Raw genomic sequence first — 15,178 nt, forward strand, 5'->3', positions numbered from 1 at the left:
GGACTATTGGGTATAGTAAAAAATGAGGTGAGTGCAATGAAGGGAGTGCGCGATTATTCCGCGTTGGCGATTGCTTTGGCAGTTCTTCTCCTGGGCTGGTTCTTCAGACCATGGTTCCACGGGCTCGTGATGGGCTTCTACAGGAATCCTGCGCTACTCTACATGTTCCTCGCCCTGGGGGCGTTAATGGCTGTCAAACCAAAGCGCTACATCCTGGGGAAAAACTACACGCTTCCGCTGATCCTCGGCGGGCTGTTCATCCTTTCGATAGTGGCTCTAATTCTCTCGTCTCCCTTCGCCAATACGGACTTGTACAAGGAGTACCATCCGTCGCTCGTAACGGGAGAGCTCAATCTCTCCACGAGCTACATTAGAATCCTTCCCAAATTTACCGCTTATCGCTACGCCATAGACACGATCGAGTACGCGCGCTACACCCTCAGCGACGGGCATCTGACGATGCTGAACGGCACCCCTGTGTGGGGCTTCTACATAGTTCCCGACGGCGCCTGGAACTCTATCAGGCTCAAGGATAAGGGCGTCCTGTTCGTGGATATGGGCACGACTCAGGCCAAGATGCAGCGCATCGAGGAAGAACTTCAGGTCGGCCCGGGGATGCAGTTCTTTGACAACCTGAACTGGGTTCTCTACAAGAAGCACTACCTCGTTGACCTAGACCTTCCGAGGGCCCTGCACTACAACGGGAAACTCTACATAGTCGTCCCTTACATCTCCTACGACTTCAAAGTTTTCTACACGGTTCCAAAGTGGGGCGGCGTCTTCATCGTTGATGAGGACGGCAACGTTGAGGATCTAAGTCCTGAAGAAGCCATCAAGGACGAGCGTCTCAAGGACTTCCCTATCTTTCCTGAAAACCTTGTTAGGGACGTTGTGGAGGCTCAGAACTACTGGAAGGATAGCGTCTTCGCCAACATAAAGAACCTCTGGCCCCACCACGAGAACCAGATAGAGCTCATCGATGTCAGCAACCAGGGGAACAGACAGCCTTTTTTGGTTGTGGCCACCGATGGGGGGAAGTACTGGATGACGGCAGTTGAACCCTACGGAAAGGCCCACGGTTTGGCTGCAATCTACCTTATGAATGCCCGTACGGGCGAGATGAGCCAGGTCAAGTTTGAAACTCCCCTGACGGGCCCAGTGAAGGCAATAGACTACGTGAAGAAGGCCCTTCCGACCTTTGACTGGAGTCAGTTCATGGCCGTTGAGCCGATACCCGTTTTCATCGACGGGACGCTCTGGTGGCGCGTGGCGATCATTCCGCGGAGCGGCTCGGGCGTTGCCAAGATAGCTTTCGTCAACGCGGAGACCAAGGAGGTAAAGATATTCGAAGACGAGAGGGAAGTTAAGGAGTTCCTTCTCCGGGGAGAGGTCGTTCAGGCGGAGGAAATAACCGGCGAAGTAAAGGCCCTCTACTCATACATCAAGGACGGCAACACCCACTGGATACTTGTAGTTGGCAACAGGACGCTCTACATAAGCGCGGCTGACCTGAGCGAAGAGCTTATCCTCAAGCTGCTGTCCATTAAGCAGGGGGACAACGTCACGGTGGTCATAAGCGAGGGCAGGATTGTAGACATAAAGCGCTGAGGGAGTTTTGCTTTATGCTTTTTTCTGTCTCTTTTCAAGTAAAAACTTATACAGCGGAACTACTTTGACTTCTTTACCCCTTTCCTCTATTCTGTCCTCGGTATCCATCGTTACAAGGATTAAATCATCGCATTTGAGCTTTTTCCCTGCTTTAACGAGGCTCAAAACTTCCCTCTCGTAGTTTGAGGCGTTGAGCTCGTAGGTTACCTGTATCAGTTTTTTTACGACGTTTCCTTCCCTCACGACAAAGTCAACTTCGCTCTCTCCGTCGGAATAGTACGAAAGGTCAATCATCGGGTTGAAGTAGCTCTTTTCTCTCAGGAGTTCGAGGAAAACCATGTTTTCGATTTTTCTGCCGGCGTCTTCCCCCTTAAAGAACAGATTCGTGAATGAAGTGTCCACAAGATAAAGTTTCCTCGGGTTCACGAGCGTCTTTCTGTGGGAGGGACTGAAGAGGGGGAGCTGGAATATCAGGAAGGCGCTCTCCATGGCGCTGAGATAGTTTATCAGGGTCTTCACATTTAGCTCCAGTCCTAGGGCCTTCAGGCTCCTCTGGAGTGAGCGGTATGTGAAATAGCTACCGTAAAGAGACAGGGCGTGGTAAAAGACCTCCTTGAACTCCCCGACGTCCCGGAAGGAAAACCTTTCGATTATGTCCCTGTAAAGAACCGTTTCCAGGATTGAGATGACCTTTTCCCTAGACCTGGTCTTCCAAACCTCAGGAAAGCCCCCCCATTTCAGGTAGTCCTGCAAAAGGGCTTTCAGCCTTCCTCTCTCCCTGAACGTATCAGCTTTGGTGGTTCCGGTAATCTCTCTAAAAGACAGGGGAAGTACGAACCGTGAGAGGTGCCTTCCCCTAAGCCTCGTGGGTATCTCAGAGGAGAGGAGTGCTGACGAGGAGCCTGAGACGTATACGTCAAAGTCTTTAACGTCGTGGAGCCAGCGGAGCTTTCTGTCCCAGTCCCCCCACTCCTGAACTTCGTCGAGAAACAGGGTGACCTTTCCGCTTGGATACTCCTTCCTGACTTCTTCGGCGAGCTCTCTCGCCTCCATTCTTGCCAGCTCGGGCTCGTCGAGCGGAAGGTAGAGAACGTTCTCACCGTTTTCCAGCATATTCTTTGCCTTTTTCAGCATGAGGAAAGTTTTTCCAACCCTCCTGGGTCCGATTATGGCCTTTATGTCGCTTCCATGCGGCATTTCAACTTCCCGCACGATCTCCTCAACGTAATCAAGGGCACCTATGTACTCAAGGGTTATCTCCTTCAGCCCAACCATGTGTAAAAATAATGCACGATAGTATTTAAAGCTTGTGTATTGGAAATACACAAAATAGGGATAAAGTGTGTATTTCAACTACACGCTACTCCCTCACCCACAGCGCCCCTGCCATGCCGAAGTACGTCGGGCAGGCGTAGGCGCTCTCGACGAGCTTGACTGGAACTCTGTGCATCGCCCCAAGCATTATGAGCATCTGCCAGTAGCTGTCGGGTAAGGCCTTCTCTATCAGTTCGTCCGGAATTTCTGGAAGCTCCTCAAGGCGGCTCTCGTTTATCAGCTCCATAATAAGCCTGTCGTACTCCTCGCTCTCCTTCCTGTAGCCGTAGGGACCGTTCTCGTCGTGCGCGTGCCCGTGGTCTGCGCTCACTATGAGCGCGATTTTCTTCTCACTCCCCTCAAGGACTTCGCCGAGGACTTCCCCAGCCTTGATTAGTGTCTCCCTGCTAAGCCTTCTCGCGGGGGTTAGCAGAACGAGCGGCTTTTTTTCAAGGAACTGGAGCGGTATAAGTTCTCCCCAGGTTAGAGGCCATCTTGAATACCTTCCGCTCCTGCTGGCGAAGTGCAGGTCAACGGTCGGGATTTCGGCCCCTTTCCAGGCGTTGTAAACCTCCTCGGCAAGCCCCCTATCTGTCTCCCACTCCCCGGGAAGTTCAACGCCCTCAAAGCCGAGCCAGGAGATGAGATGCTGGGCCATGATAACGCCGAGATGGTCACTTATCCTGACGTTGTGAGGGCTTATGAGGACGTAGGAGTCAGCGTCTGAGAAGGCCTTCCCGATGTCCTTCAGGACTCCGGCGAGCTTTTCCGTTTCCTTATCTTCGGGACTCAGAGCGGGGTTCCCGTGGGGCATGAGGCCTATTCCAAAGAGCATGGTACCACCATTTTAAATAATAAAAAAGAGTCTAAAAGGTTCATCCCCACTGTAGGGGAACCTCATAGTAGTTGCCGTTCTCGGAATATTTTGCAAAGTAGAGAACGTTGCCGTGCCAGCTGTTTATTATCACCTTAACAGCAGGTCTGTTGTTTGAGGACTGTCTGTATGTATCTACTGTTCCAGAGAAGCATATCTGGACTCCCTCTCCAGCACATGCCGAGACTGAGGTTGAAAAGTATACCCCACCATCGTCTGATGATTCTTGGAAATACGCCGTAAACTCGTCACCTGCATCTCTGAGGTGACTGTACCTGATCAAGTTTGAGGGTATTGTTCCAGGATCGTTATCAGTGTCTATTTTTGAGAAGTACACGATTTCTTGGGGGATAAGTTCATAAACTGTCCTGCAGATTAGGTATCCACATACATCGTACCTATCAATGCGGTACCTTACAGTGGCGTACACTGTTTTCATTTTCCCATCAGAAGTCGGGACTTCGGAGGCATATCCAAAGGGGGTGCTAACCCTTCCAGAACGCTCCCATCTGTCACTGCTTGGCTGTTCCCATTGGGCCACGGTCTGGGAAAATGAATCAATGGCTAGGGTATCGTCTTCGTTTATTATCAGGTGCTCTTCTACCCCTGGGACGCTGTGAAGCCTGAATATTTTTACGTCCTCCATGAACATATCTCCCACTTTCACGCTAGTAGCTTGGAATTCATTTTTAGGGTTGAGGTTCTGGATTGAGGGTCCTATGTTGTCCCTGTGGAGGGGGACTTTTATGTTCACGGAGGTCAATGGTTTCTCGGGATGGAACTCAATGAACTTGGTTCCCCAGTAGTTCTCACCCGAGACGATAATCAGTAGCTTAACTGGCCTGTAGACAGTCCTAGGCTCCCTAACAACCTTTCCATCTTTGATTACTGTCTCTATTTTTGTGCCCTTAGGAATCCTTTGTATCTTGACTGTAGGTGTCAGCATCGGTCCTTGATAGAGGATCTTGGGTTCCCCGAGGGTGTAATCCACAACCACAAGGGTGGCCCTTTGAATCTGGTGGTCCATTCCCAAGCTAATTTTCGCCAGCCCCACTGGCTTTCCCTGGAGCCAGTCGAGGTATGTAGAGTACAGCGTTCCGGCGTTGTCCGGCTGGACTCCGTAGGCTGAGGGTATTATCATAGTTACCATCACTGCGACGATTACTGCAGCTACTGCAAGTTTCTTTTTACTTCTCAAGAGAGCCACCTCCACTCCTTCTCAAGGGAGCCACCTTTGTGGCTCAAGTGAGTCATTGTTTTTTATCTTATATAAGTATTTCGCGATCTGATGTATTCAGCAACTCATCGTTACATCTTTGGCAGAATACTTTACTAAAATGACACACAGTTCTCCAGTCCTTCCAGCGGACAATTTACTATTTTGCCGGAGGGCATATGTGCGAGCACTTTTAATCCTGACCCCGTGAGAATAGACACAACTTTTGCCCCTTCATCGATTTTTTCACTCTCGACGAGCTTTTTGAGAACAGCAATCCCCGTTGCGCTCGCTGGCTGGACGAAGAGGCCTTCCTTTGCAAGCTCTCTCTGCGCTTCGAGGATTTCTTCGTCGCTCACGGTGGTGCACTTCCAGCCTAAGTCGCGGAGCAACTTAAGGACGGCGTTTCCGCTCGGCGGGTACGGATTTGCTATGGCCTTCGCTATCGTGTTTGGGTTTTCGAAGCGCTTTATTCTCTCGTTCCCTTCGTTAAAGGCCCTGCATATCGGCGAACAGCCTTCAGCCTGGACTGCTATCAGCGTTGGGAGTTTTTCGATGAGCCCGCTCTCCTTCAGCTCGATGAAGCCCTTGGCAATTCCCCTGAACAGACCGCCTGAGCTCGTGGGGATTAAGACGTAGTCAGGAGTAAGCTCCTCCGCCATCTCGAAGGCAATCCCCTTGTAGCCCTCGACGCGGAATGGGTTGTCGGAATTGATGAAGTATATCCCAAGCTTCTCACCCAGCTCCAGGCTCTCGAAGTAGAGCCTTCCGTAATCTCCCCTAACCCTTATCACGTCCGCACCGTAAACGCTCACAGTTTTGAGCTTCTCCTCGCTCGCGCTCTCTGAGACGAGAATTTTGGCCTTTAGGCCAGCCCTCGCGGCGTAAGCAGCTACACTGGCCGCCATGTTGCCAGTGGAAACCGTTCCAATGGCCTTGTATCCCGCTTTGACCGCGTAGCTCACCGCCAGAAACGTTCCCCTGTCCTTGAAGCTCCAGGTCGGGTTTGCGGTCTCATTCTTCAGGTAGAGCTTTACCCCGAGCTCTTTTCCAAGTTTGGACTTCACGAGGGGAGTATCCCCCTCGCCGAGCGAGAGATCCATTGCTGGTTCTATTGGCCAGAAGTCCCAGAATCTCTCCCAGACGGTCTTTCCAAGGTAAGGCTCTGCATTGAAGGCTTCAAACTCAACTGGTTCACCGCACTCGCACCTCTGGACGGGCTCATCGTAAGTTTTTCCACATATTGGACATTTAAGCTTCAACTCTAACCCTCCTAACGGCTTTTAAGGTAACGACATTATCATCCCGAATTATCTCGAAGGTCGCGTATGTGTTCCCATCGGCGAGCTTCTCCAGGGTTTCCGCGAAGAGTTCGGCGGCTTTTTCATCCTCAAACTCAACCTTCCAGAGGATAACGTAATCGGTACCGTTGTTGGCCAGGATCAGTCTGTCCCCCATCCAGCTCGTTGAGACGTTCCATGCCGTATCGTTGTCGAGCTTCGCAACGTCCCTCATGAGGACGTAAAGGTAGAACGCGCCCATTCTATCGTTTCTAAGGATGCTCCAGTTCTCTGGGACTTCTACCGTCACGTTCTTTGGCTTCCTGTTTTCAAGGTAGTACTCTGGAACCATTACCTGAAGGGTTGTTTCTGGATAGCGTTCGTAGGCCCGATTCACGAGCGTCCAGTTGCCCTTTTCGTAGAGGTATCTCACGAAGGAGTCTCCGAAGACGTAGGGGAATATGTGGATGTCCGTTAGTGGATCCCCGCTCAGCGAGCGTATCTTGTGGATCGGAATTCCGTTCCTCTCGCAGTAGATATCTGCAACCAGATCAGCATCTCCCTCTATTAGAGCCTGGATCGCGAGGGTTCCGTCGAAGGTGTCTGCGCCGTATTTGGCGTTGAACCACTGCTTCTGGAGTACGTGGACGCTCTCGTGGGCTATCGTCCTTCTCGCCGTGTCGGGATCTGCCATGAAGTTCTCCTCGATGATGTAGATTGTATCTCCAACGGTCGCCGCTATCCAGCCCGCGCTCCTCTCGCTCTCCTCTTTGATGTATTCGTAGTCGGGTGGGAGAAGAAGGGTCATCTTGTAGACCAGCTCCTCCCTGCGGAGCCTCTCGAGATCGGGCTTTCCGGGCTTCCACATTTCGAGAGCAGTGGTTTTGCTTATGACGACGATCGTTGGTTTCTCTTTAAACTCCAGCCCCCTTATCTCCTCGACCTGGGTCAGTATCTTGTCGGTTTTCCTCAGTATGGAGCCGGCCCCTTCGCTGACTTTAACGGCAGAGTACAGGGACGAGAACAGGAGCAGGATTAAACCGAGTGCGAGGGTTTTGCTCTCCGGTTTCCACATGGTAGGGATTCCGAAGAAAGAGGTTAAAAAAGATTGGTTCACTCCTTGAACTCGACGAACTCTTCCTTCATGCCGTCCTTGCTTATGACGACGACCTGGACCTTCCTGTCCCCGGTGTAAACGTCCCTCTTTCCAGCGGTTCTCACTGCCCTGACTGCCAGCTCCTTGGCTTCCTCAAGGCTCATGTCCTTCCTGAACCCGTCCTCAAGAACGGCTATTGCGAAGGGACTGCCCGAGCCGGTTGCAGTGTAGTCGTCGAAGATGAGCCCTCCGAGCGGGTCGAGGTTGGCCAGTGTGGGTTCCTCCACGTAGCCGCCGATGATTATCTGAACCATGTACGGGAACCACTTGTTCTCGTTGAGGATGTTGCTGAGCAGGTGGGCCATCGCCTTGGCGGTCATGGGCCTGCCCCACGTGAACTGGTAGTACCTCGCCTCGGCCTCCAGCATCCTCGCGAGGGCCTGGACGTCGCCCACGCTTCCAGCCGTTGTTATCGCTATCCTGTCGGTTATCGGGAGTATCTTCCTTATGTTGAGGGTCTCAACCATGTGGTCGAGTGAAGCCTGAGTGTCAGCGGCAAGGACGACGCCTTCCTTCGTCCTGATTCCCACGGTTGTCGTACCCGTTTTCTTCTCCACCTTTCTCACCCCTAACCTAAGAAACGCACGTTCGTTTTAAACCTTTGCCAGCTCTGGGATAAAGACCCTGTGGGAGTCAACTTCCACTATTTTTGCCCTAATTCCGTAAACCCTTTCAAGGACATCGGGCGTTATCTCCCCTGGCTTCCCCTCCCAGAACTTCTCTCCATCTTTCATCACGACGAGTCTGTCTGCATACTCGAGGGCCAGGTTTACGTCGTGGAGAACAGCTATGATTATCCTTTCCGTCTTCAACTCGCGGAGAAGCTCCATAACCGTTAGCGCGTGGTTGACATCGAGGTGGCTCGTGGGCTCGTCGAGGAGCACCGCCCTGCTCCCCTGTGCCAGTGCCCTCGCTATCAGAGCAAGCTGGAACTCCCCGCCGCTGAGGGCCGTTATCCTGTCCCTCCTTCTCTCCCAGAGACCCACTTTCCTGAGGGCGTCTTCGACGCTTCCACCGGTCATGTAGCTCCCCATCTCCACGAACTCCTCAACTGTGAAGGCAAACTCCGGGAAGGAGCTCTGGGGGACGTACGTTATTAGCTTGGCCCTCTCGGCCGGCTTGAGAGTGAGAATGTCCCTCCCGTCCAGCTCGACCTTTCCAATCGGCTTCAAAATGCCCACGAGGGACTTGAGAAGGGTTGATTTACCGGCCCCGTTTGGTCCTATTATGGCCAACAGCTCGCCCCTTCTGGCCTCTATCTCAACATCTTTCAGGACTTCCCTCTGCCCGTAGGAGTATGAAACCCTCGCGAAGAGCCTCATCTCATCAGCTCACCCCTCTTGTGCTTCATGAGTAAATACAGGAAGAAGGGCGCGCCCATAAATGCTGTGATTATGCCGACGGGAATTACCTGCGGCTTTGCAACGGTTCTCGCCAGGAGGTCTGCGACCACGAGTAGGATTCCGCCGAACAGGGCAGTTGATGGAGTAAGCTCCCTGTGGTTCGGTCCCAGAATGATGCGCATTATGTGGGGGCTGACGAGACCAACAAAGCCTATAACACCCGAGGTGTAGACCGCGAAGGCCGTCAGCGTGGCGATAACGCCAAGGAAGACTTTTCTGTACAGGTGGAGATCTAAACCGAGGGCTATGCTCTCCTCGCCGAGCAAAATCAGGTTCAGCTCGCGCCACTTCCAGATGAGAAAGCCCGTCCCGAGCGAGGAAACAACGAGCATTATCAGAACTTCCTTCCACTCCGCCCCGTTGAAGCTTCCCAGAAGCCACGTCCAAGTGATGTAGGCGTTGTGCGGGTGGGTGACGTAGATGTACCAGGTGGCGGCGTTGGCGAGGAAGCCATAGGCTATTCCTGCAAGGAGAAGGGTATCAACGGGCACCTTCCCGTTTGTCCTGGCCAGGGAGTACACGATGAAAACCGAGAGGAAAGAGAAGGCCAGCGACAGGTAGGGCATGTAGGTTATCCCTACCAGCAGGGAGAGCGCAGCGCCGAACGCCGCACCGGAGCTTATTCCGATTATGTAAGGGTCTGCGAGCGGGTTTCTGAAGAGTGCCTGCGATGCAACTCCTGCCGACGCGAGAGATAGGCCCACCAGATAGGCAAGAAGAACCTCGGGAAGGCGGATTTTCCAGATTATTGAGAAGTACTTCGGCGGCTCGCCGAGGTTGAACGGGAAGAATCTTGAGAGGGTCACCTTGACCCCGTAGGCTATGCCGCTCGTTACATCGGAAGGACTCAGGCCGACCGGACCTATGTAGACCCCGAGGAATATTGAAAGGAGCGAGAGCACGATGAGCGCTGGGATAATCTTCCGCATGTGCTGGACTTTTTGTCCAGGTGTTTAAACCTTTCGCTACTCCAGCGGACTTCTTCCGTACTTCAGGAACACCCTCAGCTCGGGGCTCTCGGCCTTTATTATGTTGAGCAGGGCTTTAAGTTCGGCCTCAAAGGCCTTCTTTTCGATCTTGACGCCCTCGTGTGCCCTCTGGAGCGGCCTGAAGTAGCCGTTGCTCTCGTGCCATAGAATCTCGCTCAAAAGATCATCGTCTACCTCGCGGTTGCTCTGGAGCAGGTAGATTACCCCGCCCTTCATAGTCCTCACGTAGGCCATGGGCACGCCGTGCTCAATGTAGTGCTCGACGAGCGGGAACGTCTCCCTTAGAACCTTTGGCATCTTGTGGCTTATCGCCTTGCCCCCTTGGGTTATGATGAAGTACCCCGGAATCTCCTCGCCGAAGCGCTTCCTTAGATATGCATCGAGGTAGGGCACGTCAACGATGTCTATTCCGAGCTTCTGGGTCAGCTTCCTGTTGTAGAAGCTCTTGGCGACGTAGACGAGGTTTAGCCTCAGGAGCTTTTCAAGGGAGTAGAGGTACTCAAGGTAGCCCAGAACGACGTGGACTGCATTTCTCGCGTCGTCGAGGGAAAGCTCCCTCTCCTCGCCGTACTCGTTTAAGAGTTCCTGGAATATCTCCTCTGCGCTCTTCCTTCCCTTCAGGTACTCGTCTATCGTTGCCCGGGATATCTTTATCCCCCTCGGCGTCGTTCCGGCAAAGTCCCTAACCTTGTAGCCTTTCATGGCTTTGTAGAACTCCTCGAACTCCTCAAGCTTCTCGTCGGCGAGGATTACGTTTCCATTTATCTTGCCCTTCTCCCTCAGCCCGTCCTCAAGCTCCTTATAGTGCTCATCCAAGAGGCTCACGAACTTCTTGACGAGTTCTTTAAGCTTGCCTTTCCCGAGGGCGTTCTCTATCGTGGTTAAACCCTTCACGCTCTCAGGATAGACTGGTGGCCTCGTCAGGGAGCCCGTCAGGGTTCCGTCCATCATGACGTAGTCAACGTCCCCGAGCTTCGCGGACAGGTAGCCCAGCTTGTTCTCAAGGGTCTCCATCTGGAGCCTGATGATCTGATCGGAGATGCCCTGGTTGTAGAGCATCGCGTTGGTGTAGACAAGCCGATAAGCTGGCCCGTTGCCGAAGGCGTAGCTTGAAACGGCGTAGAAGATCGTGCCGCTCAGCCTCTGCTTTCCCTGGCTTCCGTCAACGGCGTAGACCCTCGTCTGCTTCCTCTCCTTCGGGAGAGGTTTCCACTCTATCTCGGCCAGCTTGCTCTCTGCCTCGCGGTAGCCCCTCTCCAGGAGCGCCTTTATCCTGTCCACGCTCCTCCTGTCGATGAGCCTGTACATCAGCCCACCTCCGCTTCCCTGACGACTGAAACGCCGTTCTCAAGGCTCACCCTTATCACCCTATCCGCCGCGTCCTTCAGCTCCTCGTCGTGGGAAACAACGATGACCTGCGGTATCTTCCTGAGGTAGCGCTGCATTATGTCCACGAGCCTTCTCCTCCTCTCCTCGTCGAGGTACGGCGTCGGCTCGTCGAGAATGAGCAGGCTTATCTCTCCGGCGAGGTATAGGGAGAGGGCAAGCCTGAAAGCAAGGCCTAAAGCTATCCTCTCGCCGCCGCTGAGGAAGCCGAGTCCGTATTCCTTTCCGTTGTAGACCACGCCGAGCCTCACCTTGTTCTCCTCGGCCTTCACGGTGACTCCCGAATATTTTTCCTCGGTAAGCTCCTCAAATATCTCGCTCGCCATCTCGCCAACCTTGGCCAAGGCCCCTTCCTTGAGCAGGTTCTTGTAGGCCTTAACCTTCTCCCTGAGCCTCTGCACGCGCTCTCTCGCTTTCTTGAGCTTCTCAAGCTCCTTTGCCTTCTCCTTTCTGGTTTCCTTCTCCTCCCTCAGCTTCTCAAGGCTGGCCTTTACCTCGTCCCTGCGTTCTTCGAGCGACTTCAGGCGGGCCTCAAGGCCAGCAAGCTCGTTTGAAAGCTCCCTCGTCTTCCCCTTCAGCTCCTCGTGTCTGTCCTTATCGTAGGACTTTTCGAGCTCTTCAACTCTCTTCCTCAGCTCCTCGACCCTCTTCGAGGTCTTCTCGATTTCCTTAAGAATGGCCGTGAGATCAAGCTTGAGGCTCTTCAGAAGGTCTTCCTCCCGCTTGAGCTCGTCCCTCGCTGGCCTAAGCTCGATGTAGCGCTTGTAAGCGGGCTCGAGCTCTTTCAGCCTCTCCTCAAGCTCCTTAACGTCTCCAAATCCGAGCTTTTTCAGCTCGCCGAGAAGGGAAGCCCTCTCCTCCTCAAGCTCCCTCAGCTTCTTTTCTACAAGGGCGAGCTTCTTCTTGAGGAGCTCCCCTTTCTTAATCTCATCCTCCAGGCTTTTTATCTCGCCCTCTAAACCAGCCAGCTTTTTCTTCAGCTCTTCGGCTTTCTCGTTGGCCTCTTCGAGCTTTTCGAGGTCGTATTCCTTGAGCTTCTCCTCGGTTTCCCTGATCTGCTCAAGGACTTCTTTGAGGGCGAACAGCTCCCTCTCCTTCTTCAGCGTCTTCTCGACCTCCACGAGCTCGGCCCTGAGCTTCTTTTCCCTCTTTTCGAGCTCTTTCATCTCGGCGGAGATCTCCTTCAGCTCGGCCGTGTACTTCTCGAGGAGCTCCTTTCTGTGCTCCTCGGTCAGCTCCCTCCCGCAGACCGGGCATCTGCCCTTTGCCTTCTTGAGCTCCATTAGCGCCTTGTTCCTCTCACCAGCAATGCTCTTCAGCTCGCCCCTCCTTGAGCCTATCTCCTCGAGTTCTTTCATGATCTCTTCCTTTCTCTCCCTGGCCTTTTGGATTTCTGCTTCTAGCTTTTCTATTTCCTCCTCGCTCAGCGTGAGCCTCTTCTTCAGCCTCTCAAGGTTGGCCATCAGCTCCTTAGCCCTCTGGTATGCTTTGAGGTCCTCTTCGAGGGCTCCCAGCTCTTTTTGAAGTCCTTCTTTCTCCTTCAGGAGCTCCTTCACTCGGGCCTCTTTCTTGCTCAGCTCGTCAATGCGCTCCCTCAGGTTCTCCGCCTGCTGGGAGTAAGTGGCCAGGAGCTTTTCTATTCTGTTTATGCCCTCGGTAAAGTTCCTGTAGAACCTAGAGAGCCTTTCGTATTCCTTTGCCTTTTCCTCCAGGCTCTCAAGCTCCTTTACCTTCTCCTTCAGTTCTTCAACCCTCTTCTCGGTTTCCCTGATCATGCTCTGGATTCCGCTCTTCTTAGCCTCCAGCTCCCTCAGGTTTCCCTCTTCACTCTTCAGCTCGACCCTTGCCTTTGCGAGTTCCTCAGCAGTTTTTTCAAGTTCCTTCAGCTCCTTCTCAAGCCCCCCAAGCTCCCCTCTCAGCTCCGGGAGTTTCGGCGAGATTTCGTTTATTTCCCTGAGGACGGAAGTGAGCTCCTTTTCGAGGTTTCCTATTAGCTCGTCTATGTTCTCGGTGCTCTTGAGGTAGTCCTCGATTGCCTTTATCCTTGCATCAATCTCCTTTCTCACATCCAGAAGGTTCTTGTAGGAGTTTTCGTATCGATCGAGGCCGAGAACCTGCCTGACTACTTTTTCCCTGCTCTCGTCGCTCTCGAGGATAGCGTCTATCTCGCCCTGTCGGATGTAGATCGCGTTGAGGAAGACATCGTAGGGAACCAGCTTCTCCATCCAATCCCTCACGGGCTTCTGGCCCGTCTCAAGGGTCTTCCAGGAGCTTCCGTCGTGGTACTTCACAAAGGCCAGTCCCCTGCCGATGTTCCTGTGTATCTGGTACTTCACGTTCCCCTTCTCGAAGAACACGGTAATTTCCGTCCCGCTCCCGTTTATCCTCTCGAAGTCGTCCTTTTTCAGGTCTTTCGGCTTTGACGGCCAGTAGAGCCCCACGAGGAGGGCATCGAGGATAGAGCTCTTCCCGCTCCCGTTCTGGCCGATTATCAGGTTTATCCCGCTCGAGAAGTTCACCTTCGTGAGGGCGTGAGAGCGGAAGTCCTTTATTATGAGCTTTTCAATCTTCATCTCCCACCACCGAGCCAGTCGAGGAGGTTTGAACCTTTGGAAGGCCTTTTAACGACCTTCTTTTCAGAGTCCTTGCGCTCTTTCGTCTCCCTCTGTTCTTTCCCTTGGGTTTTGGGCCTCTTTTCTTTCTCAGGGCCTCCTTCTTTCTTGGCTGTAGCATCTTCTTTCCTTTCGGGCTCTTCAGTTTTCTTAGGAAGCTTCTCGTCCCATCCCTCACCCAGGAAGAGCTCAACGACTTCTTCAATAGACTCGATAGCCTTTTCGCCCGTGAGGTTTATCGCCTTCAGCTCGACGGGAATGAAGTACTCCTCTGGCTTTGGAACTTCTCCCGAGGGGGTTCTTCCGGTCAGCTTCCTCTCGAACCTCGTCCTCACGTAGACGTAGCGGGCCTTTATCAGCTCGGTGAGCTTTGAAACGTCGTAGGGCCTCTCCCAGCGGATGTCGAGCCTCACAAAGGCTTCCTCTGGAATCTTGGTGGAGAGGCGCTTCAGCTCCCTCTTTGCTGTCTCTTCGTCGGCCTTTATGTTGACGTCAATGAAGGGCCTGACATTCAGCTCCACGAACCTCGGCTCCCAGTCCTCGACGATGTAGAAGCCCTTAGGGTTCCCAGCGGTCGGTTTGAAGGTATTCCCGTCCCAGCGGTACCTTATCTCGTAGTCCCCGAAGTCCCACCTCTGGAGCGAGCCGGGATAGACGAGCTTTCCGATGTCGTAGCTCGTCAGGAACGCCCTGTGGATGTGGCCGAGGGCGTAGTAGAGGTAGCCCTTCGGCAGGTCGCCGAGCTTGAGCTCGTAGTAGTCGCGCTGGCTCTCAGGCAGTTTGCCCATCATCTCCTCGACGAGTTCCCTAACCCCTTGGTGGAGCATGAGTATGGAGTCCCCCTCCGGCCTGAATATCTCCTTCGGCGGGTTCTTTTCGAGCCACGCCGCACTCATGTACTTCATACCGTGTATCTCGACGCTTTTGTTGCCCTTCTCAAAAACCCCTTTAACGAGCCAGCCCCTCTCGGTCTTCTCGCTCGTCTGGTGCTCGCTCTCAACCTTCTCCTCCCTGAGGCCGATGAGGTAGAGCAGGCCGAGCTTTTCGAGGAGATGGTAAGCAGAAACCCTCCTCTGCGTCCTGTCGTGGTTTCCCTCGATTCCAAAAACTGGTATGCCCTTCTCCTTCGGCAGTGAGAGTATTTCCATCGCCTGTTTCAGCGTTTCAGGGCTGGGTCTGCTGGAGTGGAAGAGGTCTCCAGCTATGAGTATGAAGTCCACCTTCTCCTCTACGGCTATCTCAATCGCCCGCCTGAATGCCTCCGCGAACTCGTCGGCTCTATACGGCAGGCGGTACTGCTCGAAGCCGAGATGAACGTCAGCTATGTGTGCGAACTTCAT

At 53.4% G+C, this 15,178-nt stretch carries 12 protein-coding genes; 1 reads left to right on the plus strand and 11 read right to left on the minus strand.

The window, feature by feature from the left end:
- The first annotated feature begins 36 nt into the window (after positions 1–36).
- Entirely contained in the window at positions 37–1,608 is a 1,572-nt protein-coding gene (locus TK_RS11060) for a hypothetical protein (protein ID WP_011251151.1), read from the plus strand.
- A gap of 12 nt (positions 1,609–1,620) precedes the next feature.
- Here TK_RS11060 and TK_RS11065 read toward each other — a convergent pair whose 3' ends face one another.
- The 11 genes from TK_RS11065 to mre11 form a co-directional block, all read right to left on the minus strand.
- The gene (locus TK_RS11065) at positions 1,621–2,883 is read right to left on the minus strand and encodes an ATP-binding protein (protein ID WP_048053783.1); all 1,263 of its coding nucleotides are present in this window, start codon (positions 2,881–2,883) and stop codon (positions 1,621–1,623) included.
- Between the two features lie 85 nt (positions 2,884–2,968).
- Positions 2,969–3,757 (minus strand): extradiol dioxygenase, encoded by a 789-nt coding sequence (locus tag TK_RS11070; protein WP_011251153.1) that lies wholly within the window; start codon positions 3,755–3,757, stop codon positions 2,969–2,971.
- 40 nt (positions 3,758–3,797) lie between these two features.
- On the minus strand, positions 3,798–4,994 hold the full coding sequence (locus TK_RS11075; protein WP_011251154.1) for a hypothetical protein: 1,197 nt from the start codon (positions 4,992–4,994) through the stop codon (positions 3,798–3,800).
- Positions 4,995–5,128: 134 nt separating this feature from the next.
- On the minus strand, positions 5,129–6,274 hold the full coding sequence (thrC, locus tag TK_RS11080; protein WP_011251155.1) for a threonine synthase: 1,146 nt from the start codon (positions 6,272–6,274) through the stop codon (positions 5,129–5,131).
- Positions 6,264–7,367, minus strand: a complete 1,104-nt coding sequence (locus TK_RS11085; RefSeq protein ID WP_011251156.1) for an eCIS core domain-containing protein — start codon at positions 7,365–7,367, stop codon at positions 6,264–6,266. The genes thrC and TK_RS11085 overlap by 11 nt, the downstream gene beginning before the upstream one ends.
- Positions 7,368–7,405: 38 nt before the next feature.
- The gene (gene psmB / locus TK_RS11090) at positions 7,406–8,005 is read right to left on the minus strand and encodes an archaeal proteasome endopeptidase complex subunit beta (protein ID WP_011251157.1); all 600 of its coding nucleotides are present in this window, start codon (positions 8,003–8,005) and stop codon (positions 7,406–7,408) included.
- 36 nt (positions 8,006–8,041) lie between these two features.
- On the minus strand, positions 8,042–8,770 hold the full coding sequence (locus tag TK_RS11095) for an ABC transporter ATP-binding protein (RefSeq protein WP_011251158.1): 729 nt from the start codon (positions 8,768–8,770) through the stop codon (positions 8,042–8,044).
- A complete protein-coding gene (locus tag TK_RS11100; protein ID WP_011251159.1) occupies positions 8,767–9,780 on the minus strand; it encodes a FecCD family ABC transporter permease in 1,014 nt (337 codons plus the stop codon). Before TK_RS11100 ends, TK_RS11095 begins: the two co-directional genes overlap by 4 nt.
- Before the next feature lie 36 nt (positions 9,781–9,816).
- Positions 9,817–11,148 carry a DNA double-strand break repair nuclease NurA gene (gene nurA, locus TK_RS11105; protein WP_011251160.1) on the minus strand — a complete coding sequence of 444 codons (1,332 nt, stop codon included), beginning with the start codon at positions 11,146–11,148 and terminating at the stop codon, positions 9,817–9,819.
- Entirely contained in the window at positions 11,148–13,799 is a 2,652-nt protein-coding gene (gene rad50 / locus TK_RS11110; protein WP_011251161.1) for a DNA double-strand break repair ATPase Rad50, read from the minus strand. The genes nurA and rad50 overlap by 1 nt, the downstream gene beginning before the upstream one ends.
- On the minus strand, positions 13,796–15,178 hold the full coding sequence (mre11, locus tag TK_RS11115; protein WP_011251162.1) for a DNA double-strand break repair protein Mre11: 1,383 nt from the start codon (positions 15,176–15,178) through the stop codon (positions 13,796–13,798). The genes rad50 and mre11 overlap by 4 nt, the downstream gene beginning before the upstream one ends.

This window comes from Thermococcus kodakarensis KOD1 (assembly GCF_000009965.1).
In the GTDB taxonomy this organism is placed as follows: Archaea; Methanobacteriota_B; Thermococci; order Thermococcales; family Thermococcaceae; genus Thermococcus; species Thermococcus kodakarensis.